This window comes from Streptomyces sp. NPDC002788 (assembly GCF_053592115.1).
This window is the reverse complement of record NZ_JBSFVB010000014.1, coordinates 100,900-122,370: the sequence shown is the minus strand read 5'-3', so window position 1 is coordinate 122,370 and position 21,471 is coordinate 100,900. Positions and strand designations below refer to the sequence as shown.

General features: G+C 70.9%; 15 protein-coding genes. 7 read left to right on the top strand and 8 right to left on the bottom strand.

Annotated elements, in window-relative coordinates; genetic code table 11:
- Positions 1 to 278: 278 nt before the first annotated feature.
- The 5 genes from ACWD1U_RS25405 to ACWD1U_RS25385 all read right to left on the bottom strand — a co-directional run bounded on the left by ACWD1U_RS25405 (position 279) and on the right by ACWD1U_RS25385 (position 7,011).
- Positions 279 to 2,744, bottom strand: a complete 2,466-nt coding sequence (locus ACWD1U_RS25405) for a CBM35 domain-containing protein (protein WP_451110788.1) — start codon at positions 2,742 to 2,744, stop codon at positions 279 to 281.
- 88 nt (positions 2,745 to 2,832) lie between these two features.
- Positions 2,833 to 3,657 (bottom strand): carbohydrate ABC transporter permease, encoded by an 825-nt coding sequence (locus ACWD1U_RS25400; RefSeq protein WP_451110786.1) that lies wholly within the window; start codon positions 3,655 to 3,657, stop codon positions 2,833 to 2,835.
- Complete coding sequence (locus tag ACWD1U_RS25395; RefSeq protein WP_451110784.1) at positions 3,654 to 4,574, bottom strand: carbohydrate ABC transporter permease; 921 nt, start codon at positions 4,572 to 4,574, stop codon at positions 3,654 to 3,656. Before ACWD1U_RS25395 ends, ACWD1U_RS25400 begins: the two co-directional genes overlap by 4 nt.
- 2 nt (positions 4,575 to 4,576) lie before the next feature.
- A complete protein-coding gene (locus ACWD1U_RS25390; protein WP_451110782.1) occupies positions 4,577 to 5,902 on the bottom strand; it encodes an ABC transporter substrate-binding protein in 1,326 nt (441 codons plus the stop codon).
- A gap of 71 nt (positions 5,903 to 5,973) precedes the next feature.
- Entirely contained in the window at positions 5,974 to 7,011 is a 1,038-nt protein-coding gene (locus ACWD1U_RS25385) for a LacI family DNA-binding transcriptional regulator (protein ID WP_451110780.1), read from the bottom strand.
- A gap of 133 nt (positions 7,012 to 7,144) precedes the next feature.
- On the opposite strand from ACWD1U_RS25385, the gene ACWD1U_RS25380 reads away from it, so the two are divergent.
- Positions 7,145 to 9,253: a glycoside hydrolase family 36 protein gene (locus ACWD1U_RS25380; RefSeq protein WP_451110778.1), complete on the top strand. Its 2,109-nt coding sequence runs from the start codon at positions 7,145 to 7,147 to the stop codon at positions 9,251 to 9,253.
- Positions 9,254 to 9,259: 6 nt separating this feature from the next.
- On the opposite strand, the gene ACWD1U_RS25375 is transcribed toward ACWD1U_RS25380, so the two are convergent.
- The 3 genes from ACWD1U_RS25375 to ACWD1U_RS25365 all read right to left on the bottom strand — a co-directional run bounded on the left by ACWD1U_RS25375 (position 9,260) and on the right by ACWD1U_RS25365 (position 13,501).
- On the bottom strand, positions 9,260 to 10,375 hold the full coding sequence (locus ACWD1U_RS25375; protein WP_451110777.1) for an acyltransferase family protein: 1,116 nt from the start codon (positions 10,373 to 10,375) through the stop codon (positions 9,260 to 9,262).
- A gap of 219 nt (positions 10,376 to 10,594) precedes the next feature.
- On the bottom strand, positions 10,595 to 12,229 hold the full coding sequence (locus tag ACWD1U_RS25370) for a cellulase family glycosylhydrolase (RefSeq protein WP_451110775.1): 1,635 nt from the start codon (positions 12,227 to 12,229) through the stop codon (positions 10,595 to 10,597).
- 159 nt (positions 12,230 to 12,388) lie between these two features.
- The gene (locus ACWD1U_RS25365; RefSeq protein WP_451110773.1) at positions 12,389 to 13,501 is read right to left on the bottom strand and encodes a GDSL-type esterase/lipase family protein; all 1,113 of its coding nucleotides are present in this window, start codon (positions 13,499 to 13,501) and stop codon (positions 12,389 to 12,391) included.
- 186 nt (positions 13,502 to 13,687) lie between these two features.
- On the opposite strand from ACWD1U_RS25365, the gene ACWD1U_RS25360 reads away from it, so the two are divergent.
- From ACWD1U_RS25360 to ACWD1U_RS25335, 6 genes are all read left to right on the top strand, one after another.
- Positions 13,688 to 14,059 (top strand): CoA transferase, encoded by a 372-nt coding sequence (locus ACWD1U_RS25360; protein ID WP_451110987.1) that lies wholly within the window; start codon positions 13,688 to 13,690, stop codon positions 14,057 to 14,059.
- Between the two features lie 213 nt (positions 14,060 to 14,272).
- Positions 14,273 to 16,342: an iron uptake transporter permease EfeU gene (gene efeU / locus ACWD1U_RS25355; protein ID WP_451110771.1), complete on the top strand. Its 2,070-nt coding sequence runs from the start codon at positions 14,273 to 14,275 to the stop codon at positions 16,340 to 16,342.
- Positions 16,343 to 16,550: 208 nt separating this feature from the next.
- Positions 16,551 to 17,825, top strand: a complete 1,275-nt coding sequence (gene efeB, locus ACWD1U_RS25350) for an iron uptake transporter deferrochelatase/peroxidase subunit (RefSeq protein ID WP_451110769.1) — start codon at positions 16,551 to 16,553, stop codon at positions 17,823 to 17,825.
- 224 nt (positions 17,826 to 18,049) lie between these two features.
- Entirely contained in the window at positions 18,050 to 18,904 is an 855-nt protein-coding gene (locus ACWD1U_RS25345; RefSeq protein WP_451110985.1) for an ABC transporter permease, read from the top strand.
- Complete coding sequence (locus ACWD1U_RS25340) at positions 18,901 to 19,788, top strand: carbohydrate ABC transporter permease (RefSeq protein ID WP_451110768.1); 888 nt, start codon at positions 18,901 to 18,903, stop codon at positions 19,786 to 19,788. The genes ACWD1U_RS25345 and ACWD1U_RS25340 overlap by 4 nt, the downstream gene beginning before the upstream one ends.
- 27 nt (positions 19,789 to 19,815) lie before the next feature.
- On the top strand, positions 19,816 to 21,465 hold the full coding sequence (locus ACWD1U_RS25335; RefSeq protein ID WP_451110767.1) for an extracellular solute-binding protein: 1,650 nt from the start codon (positions 19,816 to 19,818) through the stop codon (positions 21,463 to 21,465).
- Positions 21,466 to 21,471: the final 6 nt, after the last annotated feature.

Here is a 21,471-nt window from a genome sequence, read left to right as displayed (position 1 = left end):
GGACCCCGGAGGGCGGCCCTCATGGTGCTGCCCCGGCCGAGCCCGTGGCCGCGCCCCACGCCGCCCCCGTTCTCGCCGCGCGGGGGCGCACGGCGAGGTGGCGGTCCGCGCGGGGGCGCACCGCGTGGCGGTGCCCCGAGGCAGGTGTGAGCGGAGGGGCGGCGCCGTGGTCCGGGCGCGTCAGGACGGGCCGAGAACGGCTGACCCCCTACACGGCAGTGCCGCAGCCCGCCCTCCACGGGCGACTGCGGCACTGCGCGCGGCCTGAGTGACGCCGATCAGCCCACGACCCGGCCCAGCTCGATCCGGTCGATGTCCGGTGCCCAGGCGCTCGGGTTGCCCAACGTCACCTTGTTGGCGCCCTTCTTCAGGTCGACCGGGACACCGACGGTCCAGTAGTCGTCCCGGCTCCAGGTGTTCTTGAAGGTGACCTTCAGCGGCTCGGCGGACCCCACCGCGATGTCCGCCGTGCGGGACATGATGTCCGTGTTGTAGGCGTGGCCGTTGTCGCGGCGGTCGTTGTGCGCGTAGTGGACGACGAGCACATAGCGGCCGGACCGGGGGGCGTTCACCGTGAACTCGGCGGTGCTGGAGGGGCTGTTGCCGAGCCGGCCGATGTACGAGCCGGCGGACGCGTGCGCGGAGTCGACGAGCTCGGCCCCGCCGGCGAGCGCGGCCGAGGCTCCCTCGTAGGAGAGGGTGCCGGCCGTCGAGCCGTCGCCGGCGACGTCGAGGGAGCGGACGGCGGCGTGGCCCGACGTCACCGTGATCCGGTTGTTGCCCGCGACCAGGTAGAGCCGCAGCGGGCGGCCGGGCGCCGCCGTGACCGTCGCGCCGTGCAGCGCGAGCCTCACCGCCGCCGTGGACCGGGGTGTCACCGTGTAGTAGCCGTCGTGCGGGGCGTAGACGTCGAACACCGCCTTGTCGCCCGAGCGCAGGACCAGAGCGCCCGTGCCCACACCGGCCGATGACGAGTAGTCGTACGACGGCCTGCCGCTGATGTCCGCGAGCGTGGCCTCGTACGACGCGGTGGCCGCGCCCGTACGGGTGGTCAGGTCGATACGGTCCAGGGTGACCTCGGCGTCGCCCTTGGACAGGGTCAACTGGTGCGTCCCTGCCTTGAGCTGGATGACGAGGTCCTTCTTGGCGCGGTAGGTCCAGTTCTCGGTGGAGGGGTAGGTCACCGTGACCGGGTCGGCGCCGTCGACCGACAGCTTCTGTGTGGCGGGGCCGCCGGACTGGTTGCCGTACAGGATCGCCAGGTCGTACGCGCCGTCTTTCGGCACCCGCACCGAGAAGGAGACCTTGCTGCCGGGCTGGTTGAGCGAGCCGACGTCCTTGGTGCCGGAGGCGGCGTAGCCGTTGGCGTTGCCGACGGTGCCCTGGGTGTAGACCCTGCCGTCCGTGATGGCCGCGGCCTCGGCCTCGTACGACGCCGACCACGGGACGGAGGCGGTGGCCGGGGTGCCCGAGCCGCCGGGGGAGAGGACGATCCGGTACGCCGACATCTTGTGCAGGCCGCGCAGCGGGACGGTCACCGAACCGTCGTCCGCGACCTTCACCTTGGTGCGCGCTAGGACCCGCGGCGCCGCGTGCTGCCCCTCGTAACCGGACCAGGCGGCCTCGGCGACGGTCGCCGTGACCGTACGGCCGAACACGGACCGCGGGATGTTGCGCACGACCACGTCGGAGTCGCCGTCGGAGCCGCCGAGGAGCACCTGGGCCTGGCGGCGGGAGGTGTCGAGCGAGGCGAGCCCCTGGAGGGTGTCGATGGTGTTCGGCTGCGGCGGCGTCACCTTCACCGTGTCGCCGGTCAGGCCCGCGTACCAACGGAACAGCCACCAGCCGCCGTTGGGGATGTTCGACCGCACCACATGGCCGCTGAGATTCCCGGCGGCGTCCCAGTACGCCATGTTGGCGTACACCTTGTTGCGCTCGAACATCGACACCCACTGCACGAGCTGGCCGGGCACGGACAGGTCGCGGCGGTTGGCGTACTCGTCGATGTTGATCTTCAGCGGGGCGATGCCCGCCTCGCGCTCCAGTGAGCGGTAGTTGTCGTAGTGAGCCTGGAAGTCACGCAGCGAGCCGGAGCCGAGCTCGTGCCAGGTCATCACCTGGGGCAGGACGTTCTCCCGCTTGGCGAAGGCGAGGAAGTCCTTCAACAGGCGCGTGTGGTAGGCGGCTTCGTTGGGGCCGGCTATCCGCGCGTCCGGGTCGATCGCGCGGATGCGCTGGTACACCGTCTTCCAGTCCTTGAAGAACCGGTCGCGGTTCTTCTCGTACCGGGCCTGGTCGGCGACGTCGAGCTTGTACCAGATCTGGTCGGGCTCGTTGAACGGGATGTAGACGAACCGCTCGCTGTTCGGGTCGGCCGAAACCTCCTTGACGATCTTGTCGACCTTGGGGAGGTAGTCGTCGATGCCGAGGTCCTCGTACGGCCACTTGGCGTAGACGTCCTGCATCATCACGTTGATCTCGCCGCCGCCGTTGCGGAAGAACGACTTGGAGACGGTGAGCGCGTCGCCGTTGGGGTGCTGGGCGCCGCCCTCCGGCTTCTGCGAGATGCTGGTGATCTTCAGGGGCGCCATCACGGCGTCGCTGGGCACCCCGTCGTCGCTGAGCCCGTAGAGGGAACCGTTGGCGCCGAGCATCACCGGGCCCTCGGATGCCGTGAGGTCGACGGTGAGGCGCTGTGGATCGGCCGCGGCGGCGGGACCGGCCGCGGGAAGAGTGCCTGCCATGGCGGTTGCTCCAAGTATGGCGGCTGTCAAAACGGTTCTCGTACGAGATCTCGTACGGGTGGGGGTGATCACGCTGCTGGACCTCCGGTCACTTGACGGCTCCACTGGTGATTCCGGACACGATCTTTCGCTGGCCGACGAGGAACACGACGACCATCGGCAGGCTCATCACCACGACGTACGCGAAGACGAGATGCCAGTTGTTGAGGTAGAGCTGGGCGCTGGCGACCTGGTAGAGGTTGAGCGGAAGGGTCGCCCGGTCTCCGCCGCCGAGGACGAAGAACGCGTAGAAGATGTCGCTCCAGGCGTAGAGCATCACCATGATCGTGGCGGTGGCGATGACCGGTCGGAGCAGGGGCAGGACGATCCGCCGGAAGATGCGTCCAGGTGTCGCCCCGTCGATCCTGGCCGCCTCCTCCAGCTCCACGGGGATGGCGCGGATGAAGCCGGTCATGAAGAAGACCGACGTCGACAGGTACATGCCGGTGTAGACGGCGATCATGCCGGGCCGGGTGCCGGCCAGGCCCAGCTGCCGCAGCTCCATCACGATGGTGATGACGGCGGGTGGCAGCAGCAGCCCGCTGATGCACAGTGCGTACGCCGCCGAGACCAGCTTCGACTTCCGGCGGGCGAAGACCCAGGCCGCGCCCGCGCCCAGGATCAGCACCAGAATCACCGAAGGCACCACGACCAGCAGCGAGTTGAGGAACCCGCGCAGCATCTCGCCCTGGCTGACGGCGTCCGCGTAGTTGCCGGCCGGCTGCCAGTGCCGGGGCAGGTCAAGGTTCGGTTCGATCGCCTCCGCCTGCGGCTTGGCCGAGGTGACGGTGACCAGCCACAGCGGCACGCCCACGGCCAGGCCGGCGAGCAGGACGACGAGGGAGGGGCGGCCGTAGCGCCACACCGCGGTCACAGCATCTGCTCCCTTCGCCGCAACCCCGCGACCAGCGGAATCGCGACCGCGACCACGACCAGGAAGAGGACGAGGCTCATCGCGGAGGCCTGGGCGTACAGGCCCTGTCCGAAGATCCGGAACATGTAGATGTTGAAGACCTCCGTGGAGGCCGCGGGGCCGCCGCCCGTCGTGGCCTGCACGATGTCGAAGGTGTTCATCGAACCGATCAGCGCCGTGGTGACGTTGAAGGTCAGGGCCGGCGCGAGCATCGGCCACCGGACGGACCAGAAGGTCCGCCAGGGACCGGCTCCGTCCATCCGGGCGGCTTCCAGCATGTCGCCGGGGATGCCCTTGAGCCCGGCCAGGTAGATCAGCATGGACAGACCCATCCACTTCCAGCCGTGGATCAGGGTGACGATGACGAGCGTCCATGTCGTCGAGCCCAGCCATGGAAGGTCCGTGCCGAGCACGGCGTTGAGCGCCCCGTCCTGGTCGAGCAGCGCCTGGAAGACATAGCCGGTGGCCAAGGCCGAGATCAGTACCGGCAGGAAGAAGACCGCGCGGAAGAACCGGTTGAAGCGGCTGTCGGCCTCCAGCAGCAACGCCAGCACCAGCCCGAAGCCGTTCTGGAAGAGCGCCGCCAGCAGCGCGTACACCAGGGTCGTCCGGATGGCCCTCAGCAGCGAGCCGTCGTCGGCGATGGTCTTGAAGTTGTCCAGGCCCGTGAAGGCGATGTCCGCGTGGTACGAGGACCAGTCGGTGAACGGGTAGTAGAAGTTGAGCAGGTTCGGGACCAGGAAGAAGGCCGCGAAGACGACGAGCGCGGGGAGCGCGAACCACCAGGGGTGGTGCACGGCGGCGCGCGGCAGCCGCCCGACCTTCTCCGGTGTGCCCCTCACCGGCATGGGCTTGGTACGTACGACCGTGTCCGCCATGGTCAGAACCCCGGCGCGCCCTGGGCCTTGGCGACCTGGGCGAACTGGTCCTGGATCGCCTGCGCGACCTGCTGGGGGCTCTTCTTGCCGAAGATCATGTCGGCCAGGTACAGGTGCGTGTCGGGGGCGACGATCGCCTTGGCCTGGAAGACTCCGATGGCCCGGGGCAGGGCCGCGATCTGTGCCTTGGAGGTCCCGGGGAGTCCGCCGGGGGTGGGCACGGACGGCTGAACGGACGGGATCTTCATCGTCTTGATGTAGTCCGGGTAGTCCGGCCCGAGCCAGAAGGCGAGGAACTGCCGGGCCGCGTTCTGCCGCTTGTCGTCCCCGGTCTTGAAGGCGACCACCCCGTTGGTCTGGTCGGGGGAGTACAGGCCGGTGGCCGAGGAGTTGGCGACCGGGAACCAGCCGATCTTCCGGTCGATCTCGGCGGTGGAGTACTTGGCCTGCAACTGGCTCTGGAACGAGGTGACGTTGAGGACCATGCCGGCCTCACCCTTCCACAGCGCGTCGGCCTGACCGGTGAAGGTGCCGGTGCGGTAGTTCTTCTGAGCGAGCCCGGCGTCGAGCAGCTTCTCCTTGTACTTCTTGATCGCGTCGACGACGACCGGGTCGGTCCACTTCTTCTTGCCGGCGTTCAGGTCGGCCCACCACTGCCGGTCCAGGTCGGTGAGCTGGAGCTGCATCTGCCACTGCAGCGGCCATTTGTCGCCGCCGGCCTCGTAGAAGCCGGCCGCGTCGGTCCTGTCGACGACCTCGCGGCCGAGGGCGAGCAACTCGTCGTAGGACTTGGGGAAGTCCGACTCGCTCAGTCCGGCCTGCCGGAAGACGTCCTTGTTGTAGTAGACGCCGAGCATGGCGGGACTGGTGACGATCGCCGCGTAGCGCTTGCCGTCGATGACGCCGAGGGACTTCTCGGTGTCGCCGAGCTCGGACACCCACGGCTCGCCGTCGAGAGTCAGGAGGTTCCGCTCGGGCTGGACGAACGGCAGCGTGGAGATGGACGGCTGCCAGAACATCAGGTCGGGGCGGTCGCCGGAGGCGAGCTTCGTCGGCACGTTCTGCTCGTAGAGGTCGGGGATCGCCTGGGTGTCGACCTTCGCGCCGGTGGCCTTCTCGAAGGCGTCGATGACCTGCCGGGGCGCGTTGACCGTGTTCTGCGCGGTCCACATGGTCAGCTTCACGCCGTCCAGCCGGGCGGTCGGGTCGACCGCCGTCTGCCGGGCTTCGTCCGAACCGGAGTCCTTGACGGTGGGGTCGCTGCACGCGGTGGCGGCCAGGCCGGCGGCACATATCAGCGCCAGGGCGGGGAGAGCTCTTCTGTTCATCTCGTGCCTTTCCGAGCAGGCGGTGCGGATCAGGAGACGGGACTCACGACGGCGGGGCTCTCAGGGGCTGTTCAGCCGTCGGCGGGTGGTGGCCCGGAGCTCTCTCGCACCACGAGTTCCGGTACGGACACGGGATGCGGGGCGACCGGCGCGGACTTCTCCAGGACACCGTGCAGCAGGGCGAACGCGGCCCGCCCGAGACCGGTGAAGTCCAGGCGAACGGATGTCAGGGACGGGGTGAGGAAGGCGGAGTGCGGGGCGTCGTCGAAACCGGCCACGCTGACCTCGCCCGGCACCGAGCGGCCGGACTCGTGCAGGGCGCGGAGCACGCCGAGCGCGAGGTCGTCGTTGCCGCACAGGATCGCGGTGACGGACGGGTCCTTCGCCAGCTTCAGCGCGGCGGCGTGGCCGCCCGCCGGCCCCCACCCGCTCTGCACCGGGCGGGGTTCCGGGGCGCCGGCCTCCTGCAGGGCCCGCCGCCAACCGCTGGTGCGGGCACTGGTGCGGCGGGTGCTGGACGGGATGGCGACGTAGTGCACGGTCGCGTGGCCGAGGGAGAGCAGATGGCGGGTCGCCTGGTAGGCCGCCTCGCGGTCGTCGGTCCACACCCAGGGGCGGTCACCGCCGGGCGGGCTCGCCGGGGTCTCGACCACGCCGACGACCGGCAGTCCGTCGGGCACGGCCCCCAACGCCCGTACGCCGGCCGGGTCGTAGGCGATCACGACGATCCCGCCGCCCGCGTCAGCGGCACGCTGCATCTCCGCTGCGACGGCCGCGTCGTCGGCGGACTCCAGGACCCCGATCCCGACCGCGTACGACGCCGCGCGGGCCGCTTCCTCGATGCCCTGGAGGATCGAGGCGTAACCGTAGTGGGTGGTGTTGGCGGTCAGCACGGTCACGGCCCGGCTGCGGCCGCTGGCCAGGGCGAGGGCGGTCGCGTTGCGGCGGAAGCCCAGTTCGTCGATGGCGGCGAGCACCCGCTCCCGGGTGGAGGGCCGGACGCTCGGATGGCCGTTGATCACCCGCGAGACCGTCTGGTACGAGACCCCCGCGGTCGTCGCGACGTCCCTGATGCTCGCCGGGCGCCTTGTGTGACCGGTCACATGCATGGCAGGATTGTGACCGGTCACACACAGGCCGTCAAGAGACCGTGACGAGGGATTCACGCGGACCCGCGCTCCCCGGGGACGGGGCGAAGCCAGGAGGGGGAGCACCTTGACCGGTACGGCGGATGCGGCGCACATGGCTACCGATCAGCAGCAGGAACAGTTCAGTTGGGGTCACGAGGCGCTGGACGCACGGTTCGCCGTCGCGGCCGACGGGACCCTGCGGCTGATGCGGCTGGCCCGGCCCCACGACGCCGCCGGAGCAGCCACCCCGCAGTCCGCGCTCCCGCTCGTGGAACTCACCGCCCTCGGCCACGGCAGCGGCTGGTCCGGCCCCCGCTTCACCGGCACGGCCTTCGGCGCCCGGCTGGCCTACCGCTCACACCGCACGGGCAGACGGGACGGCTGGGAGTGGCTGACCGCCGAACTCCACGACCCCGCCACCGGATTGACGGCGTTCGCCGAGCTCACCTCACCCTCCGGACTGCCCGTCCTCCGCTCCCGCGTCCGGCTGCGCAACGAGGGCCGCGAGCCCCTCGTCGTCCAGTCCGTCAGCAGTCTGCTGCTCGGCGGGCTGCCCGCCCCGGACACCCTCGACGTCCACCGGGCCCGCAACGACTGGCTGGCCGAGTGCCGTTGGTACGCCGAGCCGCTGCGCGTCCGTGTCGCCGACATCAACACGGACGTCCACGAGCACGACAGCCGGGCCGCGCTCGTCCTCACCGGGCGCGGCAGCTGGCCCACCGACGGCCATCTCGCCATGGGCGCGCTGACGGAGCGGGACGGCGGCCGGGCCTGGGCGTGGCAGGTCGAGTCGCCGGCCGGCTGGCGCTGGGACCTCGGCGAAAGGGCCCACGGCACGTATCTGGCGCTGAACGGCCCCACGGACGCGGAACACCAGTGGCGGGTCCGGCTCGCCCCGGGCGAGGAGTTCACGACCGTACCCGGTGCCCTGGCCGTCGGCCCGGACCTCGACACCGTGATGGGCGCCCTGACCTCCTACCGCCGGTCGATCCGCCGGCCGCACCCGGACCACCTCGCCCTTCCCGTCGTCTTCAACGACTACATGAACACCCTCATGGGCGACCCGACCACGGCCAGACTGCTGCCGCTGATCGACGCCGCCGCCGACATCGGCGCGGAGTACTTCTGCATCGACTCCGGCTGGTACGACGACGACACCCGTGGCTGGTGGGACAGCGTAGGCGCCTGGCAGCCCTCGCCGCGCCGCTTCCCCGGCGGCGGCATCCAGGCCGTGCTGGACCGCATCCGGCAGCGCGGAATGGTGCCGGGACTGTGGCTGGAGCCCGAGGTCGTCGGCGTGCGCAGCCCCGTCGCCGCCGAGCTGCCGCCCGAGGCGTTCTTCCAGCGCGACGGCGTGCGCCTGGCGGAGCAGGGCCGCCACCAGCTCGACCTGCGGCATCCGGCGGCCCGCGCCCACCTCGACAGGACGGTCGACCGGATCGTCGGCGACTGGGGCGTCGGCTACCTCAAGCTGGACTACAACATCGTGATCGACCCCGGCACCCAGGCCCCCGGTGACCTCGCCCCCGGAGCGGGACTGCTGGGCCACGCCCACGCCTACCTGGACTGGCTCTCCGGCGTCCTGGACCGCCACCCCGGGCTGGTCGTCGAGAACTGCGCCTCGGGCGGCATGCGCATGGACGGCGCCACGCTCGCCGTGGCCCAGCTCCAGTCCACCAGCGACCAGCAGGACCCGCTCCGTTACGCGCCCATCGCCGCTGCCGCGCCGACCGCGGTACCGCCCGAACAGGGGGCCGTCTGGGCCTACCCGCAGCCCGAGTTCGACGACGACCTGATCGGCTGGACGCTGGGCGGCGCCCTGCTCGGCCGCATCCACCTCTCCGGCCACCTGAACCGCATGTCGGAGCACCAGCTGGCCCTCGTCCGGGACGCGGTCGCGGTCTACAAGTCGATCCGCGGTGACCTCGCACGGGCCCTGCCGTTCTGGCCGCTCGGCCTCCCCGGCTGGACGGACGAGTGGCTGGCCCTGGGCCTGCGGGTCCCCGGCGACCGTACGGCGTACCTCTCACTCTGGCGCCGCGGCGGACCGGCGGCACTCCGCGTCCCCGTCCGGCACCTGGCGGGCCGTCCCGTCCGCGCGGACGTCCTGCACCCGTCGTCCGAGGGGACGGGCGGAGCCGCCTGGGACGGGGACGCGCTGACGGTCTCCGTGCCGCGCACGCCCGGGGTGCTGCTCATCCGGCTCAGCCAGGAGGAGTAGTGCGTCCTACGTGCCTACGGCGTGAGGGGGGCGCGATCGGTCGCGTGCGTCCCGGCGGAACGCCCATGCCATGTCGGGCTCCATCACCCAGCGGAACAGCCGCCGCACGGGCGGAGTGCACAGCGCGGTCACGAGCAGCGCCGCGGCGACGGTCACGACGATCTCGCCCACGGGCCGGTGCACCCACGCCGGCTCGTACCAGCCCCAGAACTTGGCGCCCTGGGCGACGAAGCCGTGCAGCAGGTAGCCGTACAGCGTGCCCGCGCCGAGCACGGTGAACCACGCCCGGCGGCCGGGCACCCAGGCGAGGAAGCAGGCCACCAGGACCAGCGAGCACCCGAAGGTCGCCAATGTCATGACGGGCCCGTACCAGGAGGGAGCGGCGAGTTCCTCGGCGCTGTCGCGGTGGTAGAACCAGGCACCGGTCATCCGCGGCACCGCCCAGTAGGCCACGCCGACCGCGCAGGCGAAGACCGGCACGGCGACGATCCGCACGGCGCGCCGGCGCACCAGCCGGAAGTGCTCGGGCCTCAGCAGCAGACCGAGGACGAAGTAGGGCAGGAACTGCAGGGTGCGTTGCAGGTCGAGGTCGTTGCCGATGGACGGGGAGAGCGTCGCCAGCATCGCGATGACCAGCGCGAGCGGCAGCGGCCACCGCACGCGGCGCCAGACGGGCGTGGTCAGCCGCCAGATGAACAGGGCCGCCAGGAACCAGGTCAGGTAGAGCGGGTCCAGCAGGCTGATCGGGCGGTCCGGCTCCTGGTCGGTCCACCGCGTGAACAGGGTGTACGCGGTCTCGAACACGACGTACGGAACGGCGAGCCCGGTGATCAGGCGCCTGAGCCGCCCCGGGCTCGCGTCGAAGGAGCGCGAGAAGTAGCCGGAGACGACGATGAACGCCGGCATGTGGAAGGCGTACACGACCATGTAGAGCGCGCCGGCGGCACGGCTGCCGTCCCGCAACGGCTCCCAGGCGTGCCCGATCGCCACGAGCACGATGGCCAGGTACTTCGCGTTGTCGAAGAACGCGTCGCGCTGCCCGGCCGGGTCCTTCGCGGGCCGCTCCGTCCGTTGCGTCCCGCTGGTCTGGACCACACGGATGCGCAGGGTGTCCTCGCTCACCGGGCCCCCCGCGCGGTGCTCGGGGAACCCGGACGGGCGCATACGCGTCGAGCCGGAGATGCAGCTGTGGGGAGCCGGTGCGACATCCCCGCCGCCTGACCACTGCGGGGCGGTGTAAACCGCTCACTGGGGCGGGTGTAGCGCGGATCACACCGATGGTGACGGTGCCGCCCGGCCCGGTGCGCGGAGGGCGGGGCGGCACCGTCCCAGAGGGAGCGGTCAGCTCACGGAGCAGTCGGCGCCGTTCAGGGTGAAGGCCGTCGGGCTGGGGTTCGTGGTCGCCCGGGTGGCCGTGAAGCCGAGGGTGACCGAACCCGACGTGGGGATCGTCGCGGTGTACGGGGCGGCCGCCACGCTGACCGCGGAGCCGCTCTGCGTCGCCGTACCACCCCAGAGGTTGGTGATGCGCTGGCTGTCCGGGAAGGTCCAGCGCAGTGTCCAGCCGTTGACCGCGGACGTGCCGGTGTTGCGGAGGGTGATCTCGCCCTGGAAGCCGCCGGGCCAGCTGCTCGTCACCCGGTAGCCGACGCCGCAGGCCGGGGGCGAGCCTCCGGGGGAGGTCGTGACCGTCACCGTGGCCGAGCGGGGCGAGCGGTTGCCGGCGGCGTCGCGGGCGTAGACGGCGAAGGTGTGGGAGGTGGCGGGGGACAGGCCGGTGAGGGTGGCTGTGGTCCTCGCGGTGCTGGTGACGGCCGTCTCGGTGCCGCCGCTGACGCGCACGATGTCGTAGCCGGTGACGCCGGTCGCGTCGGTGGCGGCGGCCCAGGTCAGGGTGACGGACGAGGAGGTCACGCCGGAGGCGGTGGGGGCGCCGGGCGCCGTCGGGGCAGTGGTGTCGCCTCCGCCGGGGGAGTAGATCGCGGCCTCCTTCGCGGTGGCGGCGATGCCGTTCGCGCCGTTGAAGAGGCGCCGGCCCCAGGAGGTGAGCTGGTCCGGGTCGAAGTTCGTGACCATGTCCAGGTACTCGACCCCGCCGCTGTTGCCGCTCCACGACCAGCCGAGGTAGCCCAGGCGGAGCTGCTGGGTGACGGCCAGGATGGTGTCCTCGTCGGGGTTGCCGTCCGAGTGGTCGTGCCCGAACTCGCCGACGACGATGGGCAGTTTCGCCGTGACGAACCGGTTCAGGTAATCGGTGATCTCGGCCGCCGTGTCGAAGACGCCGTACATGTGGATCGAGAAGATCGTGTTGGCGTCCGGGTCGGCGGCGAACACGGAGGCGGCGTTGTCGCGCATCGTGAACGCCCAGTCCTGCCCCCAGTTGGGCGCGTCGACCATGATCGTGTGGTCGAAGCCGGCGCTGCGCAGTTTCTGGATGGCGGCCCTGGTGTCCGCCGTCCACGCCGTGTAACCGGTGTTGCCGTGCGGCTCGTTGCCGATGTTGACGATGACGTAGTCCTCCTGGCCGGTCAGCGCGCTCTGCACGCTGATCCAGTAGTCGGCGGCGCGGGAGAGCGTGACGGCTCCGCTCTGCTCGCCGTAGCCAGTGGTGTCGTGCACCTCCAGGACACAGATCAGCCGGTTCTGCTTGCACTGCGAGACGACGTTCGCCACGTCGGCGGTGTCGTTGCGGGTCCAGCGGTCACCGCTGGAGAGGACCACGCGGACGGTGTTGGCGCCCTTGGCCTTGATGTGGGCGAGGGAGCTGATCCGGTTCGGGTACCAGGTGTGCGCGTGATTCACGCCGCGCATCACGAAGTCGTTCCCGGAGGCCTCGAGGAGGCGGCCGTTCTCGATCCGGAAGCCGGTGGGGGCGGCGTGGGCCGGGGGGCTGAGCGTGAGGAAGGAGAGCAGGAGGCCGAGGAGAGTGGCGGCGATGGCCGCGAGGCGAGGGGTGGGGGACGGGCGGGGTCTCATGGGAGCTCCGGGGGGAGGTGGGGTGGGACGGGACGGGGTGCGCCCTGGGGGTGCCCTGGGGCGAAACCGCTTGCTCTGAGCCTGTCGGTGTCCGCGCCTGGGTTCCGGGTTGGCCAAGTTGTGTCGGGTTGTGCCGGGTTGTGCCGGGCGTGCCGGACGTCAGGCGGCCGGGACCTTCGCCGTGCACGTGACGGTCGCCGCCGGGGTGCCGGCCGTTGCCGGGGCGGCGGTGACGAAGCCGAATGTGGTGCTCGCGCCGGGGGCGAGGGTGCCGTTCCACGCCGCGTTCGTGACGGTGGCCGTGCCGTCGGCGGCCGCGGTGAGGGTGCCGTTCCAGAGCTGCGTGAGACGGGCTCCGCCCGCCGGTACGACCGTCGCCGTCCAGCCCCGGACGACGGAGGCGGAGGCGTTCGTGACCGTCACTTCGCCCTGGTAGCCGCCCTGCCAGGAGGAGACGGCCCGGAAACGCGCGGTGCAGGCGCCGGGTTCCTCGCCCGGATCCCCGGGATCGCCCGGGTCCTGCGGGACGCCGGCGTCGAGAACGGCCGCCAGGGCCGGGAACCAGCGGGTGGCGATCTTGTTGTCGCCGGAGGCGTTGGGATGTACGCCGTCGTAGGTGTCGATGGCCGTGCTGAAGCCGGTCCACTGGTCGACCACGGTGACGGGGGAGCGGTCCGTGCCGGTCGCCGCGGCCCAGGCGGGAATCCGTGCGTTGAGGTCGACGACCCGCTGCGCGCAGGCGGGGCAACTGCTCGGGTTCAGGGGGATGAGCTGCGCGACGAGGATCCGCATGTCCGGGTTGGACGCCCGCATCTGCGCCACGAGCTTGCTGTAGGCGGCGAGGACGCGGTCCGGGGAGATGCTGCTCCACACGTCGTTCGTGCCGAAGTGCATGACAACGATGTCCGGGCGGGTGGCGGACAGCCTCCCCGGCAGCAGGTTCTTCTCGGCCACGGTGGTCACCAGCTCACCACCGTGGCCCTCGTTGTCGCCGTCGTGGGCCTGTCCGCAGCCCTGCGGGGGGAGGGTGCCGACGAAGTCGACGTCCTGGTATCCGCTGTTCACCAGCCGGTTCCACAGGACGGCTCGCCAGCAGCCCGGCGAGCCGGTGATGGAGTCGCCGAGCGGCATGACCCGGACGGGATCCGCCGTCGCGGGCGCGGCCGTCGCGCCAGGTGCGAACGTCGTGCCGAGCGGGAGGAGGAGGGCGGCCAGGAGGCCGAGCAGGAGGACGAGCCGTAAGTGCGGGGACGTGAGGCGGGTTCTGCGCATGGTGGTCCCTTCCCAGGAGATGGGAGCGCTCCCATGTCATCAAGCCATTGTTGTCATTAACGCGTCAAGGGGTGTGGGTGAGTCGCTCATGCCTCGTTGGCCCGTGGTCCGGTCCGGGCGAGGCCGATCATGCCGGGGCGGGTCGGCGGACGGACCGGCGACGATGCTCCGGAGACAGACGTGGACATGGAGCGTGGCGCCCTGAAGGACTGCGGATCGCGGACTTCACCCGGGTTCCGGCCGGACCGTACGCGACGAACGGCCGGGCAGGGCAGGGTGGATCACTGGTCGGCGGTGCTGCCGGCCGCGGGGGTGCCGGCCGGGCCCGTGAACACCCTCGGCGAGGCGTTCGCGTTCGCCGATCGGCTGGGACTGCCGGGGATCGTGACGGTGACCGGGGCAGGAGGCGGGGCGGAGTGCCCGCAGGTGGCCGGTCCCGTCACGCTGAGCGCGCCCCCGGCGCACTACGTGTTGCCCCCGCCCGCTCTTGGGGAGCACACGGCGGACACCTTCGGTGAAGCAACCCGTCGGACGCCTGGGGTGAGCGACTCCGCGTGACGCCGCGACCGGGGGCCCTGCCGCCGACTGGTCCACGATGGCTCCTTTCCGGGACGCTGCCGGTCCCGGCCCCCCGGACCTTTGCCGGTCCATGAGGCATTCATGACCGGATGCCCAGACAGTCGGGGTCATGATGGTCCGCGTCAGTAAGGCACGCCTTGGCTAACTCGGTTGCGGGTGGCGTCGGGCGGAGGGCCGGGAGGGCTGCGGCGGATGTGGGACGACTCGTTTCCGAGTTTTCTGATCGGGCTGAGGGAAGGGCTGGAAGCCGGGCTCATCGTCTCCGTGCTGGTCGCCACCCTTGTGCGGGCCGGCGCCAAGTCCCGTCTGCCGCAGGTGTGGACCGGGGTGCTGGCCGCGATCACGCTGTCGATGAGTTTCGGCGCGGTGCTCACCTTCACCGCCGCCTCCCTCCCCACCACCGCCCAGGAGGCCTTCGGCGGCACGCTCAGCATCGTCGCCGTCGCCTTCGTCACCGCGATGGTGTTCTGGATGCGGCGATCCGCCCGCAGCCTCGCCGGCGAGATCAAGGAGAAGGTCACCGAGGCGCTGACCATGGGCGCCGGCGTCCTGGTCCTCACCTCCTTCCTCGCGGTGGGACGCGAGGGCCTGGAGACCGCGCTGTTCCTGTGGACCACGGCGCGCACCGCCGACGAGTCGGCAGGACCGATGGCCGGCGCGGGCGTCGGGCTCGTCCTGGCCGCCGTCCTGTGCTGGGGGCTGTACCGCCGGGTGCTGCGCATCGATCTCACCCGGTTCTTCACCGTCACCGGCGTGGTCCTCGTCGTCATCGCCGCGGGCGTGCTCGGCTACGGGCTGCGTGATCTCCAGGAGGGCACGGTCCTGCCCGGTGGAACCGCGTACGCCTTCGACCTGAGCGGAAGCGTCGACGCGGGGTCCTGGTACAGCACCCTGCTCCAGGGTGTCTTCAACCTGACACCGGCGATGACCTGGCTTCAGGTGGCCGGGTACGTCGGCTATCTCGCCGTGGTGATGCCGCTGTTCGTGCGCGGGGTGCGCCGGCCGCAGGACCAGGGGGCTCCGGAGCGGGCCACCGCCACACCGTCCGGGTCCGCCACCGCGACGCCCGGCCCGCCCACCAGCCCCGCGCCCACCCGCCCCCGGCCCCGGCCCCGCTGGATCATCCAAGTCACCGTCGTCGCCGTCCCCGCCCTGCTGGCCGGACTCGTCGTCGTCCTGGTGCGCCCGAAGCCCGCCGCCGGTGAGACCGTCGCCGTGTCCGCGTCGGACTGCGGGCAGGGCTTCACCGCGCCGAAGCCGGGCCGGCAGGACTTCCGGATGCACAACACGGGGAACCAGACATCCGAGGTGTATCTCATCGACCTCTCGACCGGCGCGGTGTACGGGGAGATCGAGGGCCTGGCCCCCGGCACCACCCGGGACCTCGTCGCCACCGTGGCGGGCGGGACGTACGCCTGGCGCTGTGTGCCGGCCGACGGCAAGGCGGTCACCTCCAAGGCCGTCCGGGTCGGCGGGGCAGCCGGTGCCGCGGCCGTCGTCCCCGTCTCCGGGAAGGACCTCGCCGCGCCGCTCAAGGCGTACAAGGCCTATGTGAACCGGGGGCTGACCACTCTCGTCGGCCAGACCCGCGAACTCAGCGCAGACGTCCGCGCCGGGCACCTGGACACCGCCCGCGCCGACTGGCTGACCGCCCACCGCACCTACGCCTCCCTCGGCGCGGCCTACGGCACCTTCGAGGACTTCGACCAGAAGATCGACGGACGGCCCGACGGACTGCCGGGCGGCGTGCACGACAAGGACTTCACCGGCTTCCTCCGGATCGAGTACGGGCTGTGGCACGGTCAGGACGCCGCGGAACTCAAGGACCCGGCCGAGCAGTTGGCCAACGACGCCGCCGCGCTGCGGAAGGCCTTCCCGCACCAGGACTTCGACCCCTCCGACCTTCCCCTGCGCACCCACGAGATCCTCGAGAACACCCTCCGGTTCGAGCTGACCGGCGACACCGACCAGGGCAGCGGCACCGGACTGGCCACCGCCGACGCCAACCTCGCCGGCACGCGCGAACTGCTCACCGCTCTCCGGCCGTTGCTCACCACCCGGGCCCCGCACCTGCTCCCCACCGTCGACGGGGACATCGCCCGGCTGCAGAAACTGCTCGACACCGAGCGTCACGGGGCCGACTGGACTCCCGTCGCACATCTCGAACCGGCCGTGAAGGCCCGGATCGACGGGGCCACCGGTCAACTCCTCGAAGACCTGTCGCCGGTGCCCGACCTCCTGGAGATCAGGAAGTCCGCGTAAGGGGCCCTTGCACGGTGCCCGCCCGGGTCGCGTGGTTCGGCACCGCACCTCGCCGCGTTGCCGAAACGCCCAGGCAGCTCCGCTACCAGGACACCCCGGCGCCTTGCGTGCACGGCACCGGACCACGCGACCTGATCGGACGCTCATGGTGCAAGGACCCCTGAGCGCCCGGCACCGGCAGCACCACACAGAAGAAAGGAACCTCCCCATGCCCTCCGCTGACACGCCGCCCCCGGGCTGCCCCGGCCACACCGGCCGCCGCTCCTTCGTGAAGACGGCCCTGGGTGCCTCAGCCACCGGAGCCGTCCTGGCCGGGGGAGGGCTCGCGCTCGCCGAGAGCGGCAGCGGCACCGCCCAGGCGGCCGAGCAGACCGACGCCGCCCCCGTGGCCTTCCACGGCACCCACCAGGCCGGGATCCTCACCCCCGCACCGGCCGCCGCCGCCTTCGTCTCCTTCGACGTCATCGCCGACGACCGCCGGGAACTGACCCGACTGCTGCGCACCCTCACCGAACGGGCCCGCTTCCTCACCTCCGGCGGCACCCCCACCGACCTGGGGGTCGGTGCCCCGCCCTCGGACAACGGCATCCTCGGCCCGGTGGTCCCGGCCGACGCGCTCACCATCACCGTGGGCGTCGGCGCCTCCCTCTTCGACGACCGCTACGGACTGGCCGCGGCCAAGCCGCGCCGCCTCACGCCCATGAGGACCTTCCCCAACGACGACCTGAACCCCGCCGAGTGCCACGGCGACCTGTCGCTGCAGATCTGCGCGGCCCGGCAGGACACCGTGCTGCACGCGCTGCGCGACATCGCCAAGCACACCCGCGGCGCGATGCAGATCAGGTGGCGCATCGACGGCTTCCAGAACGTGCCCCGGCCCAGCGGCACCCAGCGCAACCTGCTCGGATTCAAGGACGGCATAGCCAACCCGGACGTCGCGTCGGCCCGCGAGATGAACCACCTGGTGTGGGTCGGCACCGGGCAGGGCGAACCCGCCTGGGCCACCGGGGGCAGCTACCAGGTCGTCCGGATCATCCGGATGCTCGTCGAGTTCTGGGACCGGGTGTCGCTGTCCGAGCAGGAGCTGATGTTCGGCCGGCGCAAGGACACCGGTGCCCCCCTCGACGGCGCCAAGGAGACCGACAGCCCGAACTACGCCAAGGACCCGCACGGCACGGCCATCCCGCTCGACGCCCACATCCGGCTCGCCAACCCGCGCACCACGAAGACCGACGACTCCCGCATCCTGCGCCGCGGTTACAACTACGACCGGGGCGTCGACGACGTCGGCAACCTCGACATGGGTCTGGTCTTCTGCTGCTACCAGCAGGACGTGCGACGCCAGTTCGAGGCCACGCAGACCCGGCTGATCGACGAGCCCCTCGTCGACTACATCTCCCCGGCGGGCGGCGGCTACTTCTACGTCCTGCCCGGCGTGCGCGACTCCTCCGACTGGCTGGGCAGGAAGCTGCTCGCGACCTGACCCGCGCCACCGGCCCGGCGGAAATCCCGGCTCTGTCAGAGGTGTTGACCGCGCAGTGAAAGCGTTTTAGCTTCCCCTCACCGGACACGCCGAGGTGAGGGGGATCCGTGGCAACGGTCTTACGGGAACGAGCAGGTGTGAAGGGGGTGGATCCGCATCGCCGTCACCCGGAAAGGACGAAGCACTCACGTAAAGGTTTTCAGAGCCGGGCGTTGTTTCTGCTCATGCTGCCCGGCCTCGCCTACTTCCTGCTGTTCCACTACGGCGCACTCGTCGGCAACGTCATCGCCTTCAAGGAGTACGTGCCGTTCGACGGCCTGTGGGGCAGCCCCTGGGTGGGCCTGGGCAACTTCCAGCGCATGTTCGAGGACGCGGCGTTCTGGGACTCGGTCCTCAACACCCTCTGGATCGCGCTCCTCCAGCTGGTCTTCTACTTCCCGGTGCCGCTCGGCCTCGCCCTGCTGCTGCACACCCTCACCTGGAGCTCGGTGCGCCGCTTCGTGCAGTCGGTGGCGTATCTGCCGCACTTCATCTCGTGGGTGATCGTCGTCGCGCTGTTCCAGCAGGTGCTCGGGGACACCGGCCTGCTCAACAGCGGCCTGAGCGGGGCCGGTCTGCACACCGTCGACATCATCGGCAACCCCGAGGCGTTCAAGCCGCTCGTCGTCGCCCAGGTCATCTGGAAGGACGCCGGCTGGGGCACGATCATCTTCCTCGCCGCGCTCGCCCAGGTCGACGAGCAGCAGTACGAGGCGGCAGCCATCGACGGCGCCGGGCCCTGGCGCCGCTTCTGGCACGTCACCCTGCCCGCCATCCGCCCGGTGATCGTGCTGCTGCTCATCATGCGGCTCGGTGACATCCTCTCCGTCGGCTTCGAGCAGATGCTGCTGCAACGCGACGCGGTCGGACCGGAGACCGCCGAGGTCATCGACACCTTCGTCTACTACCAGGGCATCGTCGGTGGCGACTACGGATTCGCCGCTGCCGCGGGCCTGTTCAAGGGCCTGGTCGGGGCCCTGCTCGTCTACGCGGCCAACAAGGTCGCCCACCGCCTCGGCGAACAGGGGGTCTACAGGTGAGCGCGTCCGCCCGGCCCGGCTGGATGGAGAGGCCCCGGCCGCTCACCCAGGCCGCGAAGGTTCTCGCCCTGGCCGCGGTCGTGCTGCTGGTGTGCGTGCCGTTCCTGGTCATCGTGTCGACGTCCCTCGCCTCCACCCAGGAGGTCGTCGACAACGGCGGCTGGGTGCTGTGGCCCACAGAGCCCTCGCTCGACGCCTACCGCGACATCTTCGACGGCGGCATCGTCACCCACGCCCTCGGCGTCAGCGCCGGCGTCACGATCGTGGGCACCCTGCTCAGCCTCGGCTGCACGGTGACCCTGGCCTACGCGCTGTCCCGCCCGGGCGTCTTCGGCGGCAGGCCCGTCCTGCTGCTGGTGCTCTTCACGTTCCTCTTCCCGCCCGGCATGATCCCGAGCTTCCTGCTCGTCAAGGAACTCGGCCTGCTCGACTCGTACGCCTCGCTCGTCCTGCCCGTCCTGGTCAACGTCTTCAACCTGGTCGTCCTGCGCGGCTTCTTCCAGTCCGTCCCCGAGGAGCTGTTCGAGGCGGCCCGGCTGGACGGGGCGGGGGACTGGCGGGTCCTGGTGTCGGTGGTGCTGCCGCTGTCCAAGGCGGCGCTCGCCGTCGTCGGCCTGTTCTACGCCGTCGCCTACTGGAACTCCTGGTTCTACGCCTCGCTCTACCTGGAGAGCGACCACTGGCCGCTCCAGCAGGTGCTGCGCACCTATGTCGTGGCCGGGGCCGGGCTCACCGACGCGACCACCGGCGAGGCCACCGTCACCGCTCCGCAGACCGTGCAGATGGCGGTGCTCGTGATCGCCACCGTGCCGATCCTGCTCGTCTATCCCTTCCTGCAGAAGTACTTCACCAAGGGCGTGCTCACCGGCGCCATCAAAAGCTGACCCAAGCCGACACGAGGTGACTCACCCATGCCCAGCATGTCCCGACGCACCCTGCTGCGTACCGTGGCCGCCGGTGGCGCCGCCGTCTCCGTCCCCGGCCTGCTGACCGCCTGCTCCTCCGGGTCCGACGACGGCGACGTCTCCAACGCCGGGAAGAAGCTCGCCCCCTGGCCCGCCCACCGGCCCGCCACCGGCCCGAAACCGGACCTCGCCCCGACCGAGGAGGGTGTCCAGGCCGGATACACCTCCTACCCGTCCGACCTGGCAAAGTCGGTCTCGCGCACCCCCGGCGACGGCTCCACCGTCCGCGTCATGACCGTCTCCTTCGGGACCCCGCCCAAGCCCGCCTCGGCCAACCGGTTCTGGGCGGCCGTGGAGAAGGCCCTCGGCGTGAAGATCGAATACACGATCATCTCCCAGGCCGACTACCAGAAGAAGATGGCGACCGTGATGGCCGGTGACGCCGAGGCCCTGCCCGACATCATCAACATGTTCGCCGGCTTCACCCTGCCCCGCGAGGCGCAGTTCGTGCAGCGCCGCGCCCAGGACCTCACGCCGTACCTCTCCGGCGACGCGATCACCGACTACCCCAATCTCGCCAACATCCCCACCCACGCCTGGCGCGACATGGGCCGCATCGGCGGGCGCATCTACGGCATCCCGCTGGAACGCCCGCTGCCCGGCTCGACCCTGTGGATCAACCAGGACATGTTCGCCGACGCGGGCATGAAGGACGGCTGGACCGCCGAGGACTTCACGGCCGTGGCCCGGCGCGGCACGCGCGGGAAGACCTACATGCTCGGGGCAGCCACCGGCTCCCTCTTCGGCAACGGTTTCCATTCCGCCGCCCACAACGCGCCCCAGCGCTGGGCCGTCACCAAGGACGGCACCTTCCTTCCGGCGGGGGCCGACGAACGCTACAAGGCGTCCATCGCCTTCCAGGCACAACTGCGCAAGAACGGCTCCTACCACCCCGACGCCACGTCCATCTCCCAGATCGACCTGACGACCCTCTACTACAACGGCACCGTGGGCTCCATGCAGGACGGATTCGGCGCCTACCTGCCCAAGTACCAGGAGTCCAAAGGCAAGATGAACCCGGCGGCGGCCCTCCCGTACAGCGTCGGCGGCGAGGCCGGCGGCATCGTCGCCGCCCGCCGCTCCTTCGGCTACACCGTCCTGAAGAAGGCGAAGAAGGAGCGCATCCAGCTGCTGCTGCGCGTCCTCGACTACCTCGCCGCGCCCTTCGGCAGCGAGGAGTGGGAACTCGTCCACTACGGCGTCGAGGGCGTCCACTTCGCCCGCGGCAAGGACGGCTCGCCCGTGCCCACCAAGCTCGGCGAGGTGGAGAACAACACCAACCTGCCGTTGAAGTACCTCGCCGAGGGACCCCAGGTGCTGTTCGTGCCCGGCATGCCCGACGCCGTGCGCGCCCTGCACGCCTACCAGCGGAAGGTCGTACCGCACGCCATCCGCAACGCGTCCTTCGGGCTGCAGTCCGCGACGAACAACTCCCAGGGTGCCACCCTCCAGACGTTCCTCGACGACACCGTCACCGGGATCATCGCCGGACGTCTGGCGCTGTCGGAATGGGACGCGGCGGTGAAGAAGTGGCGCAGCCGGGGCGGCGACAGAATGGCCGAGGAGTACGCGAAGGACTACGCGGCCAACACCTGAACAGCG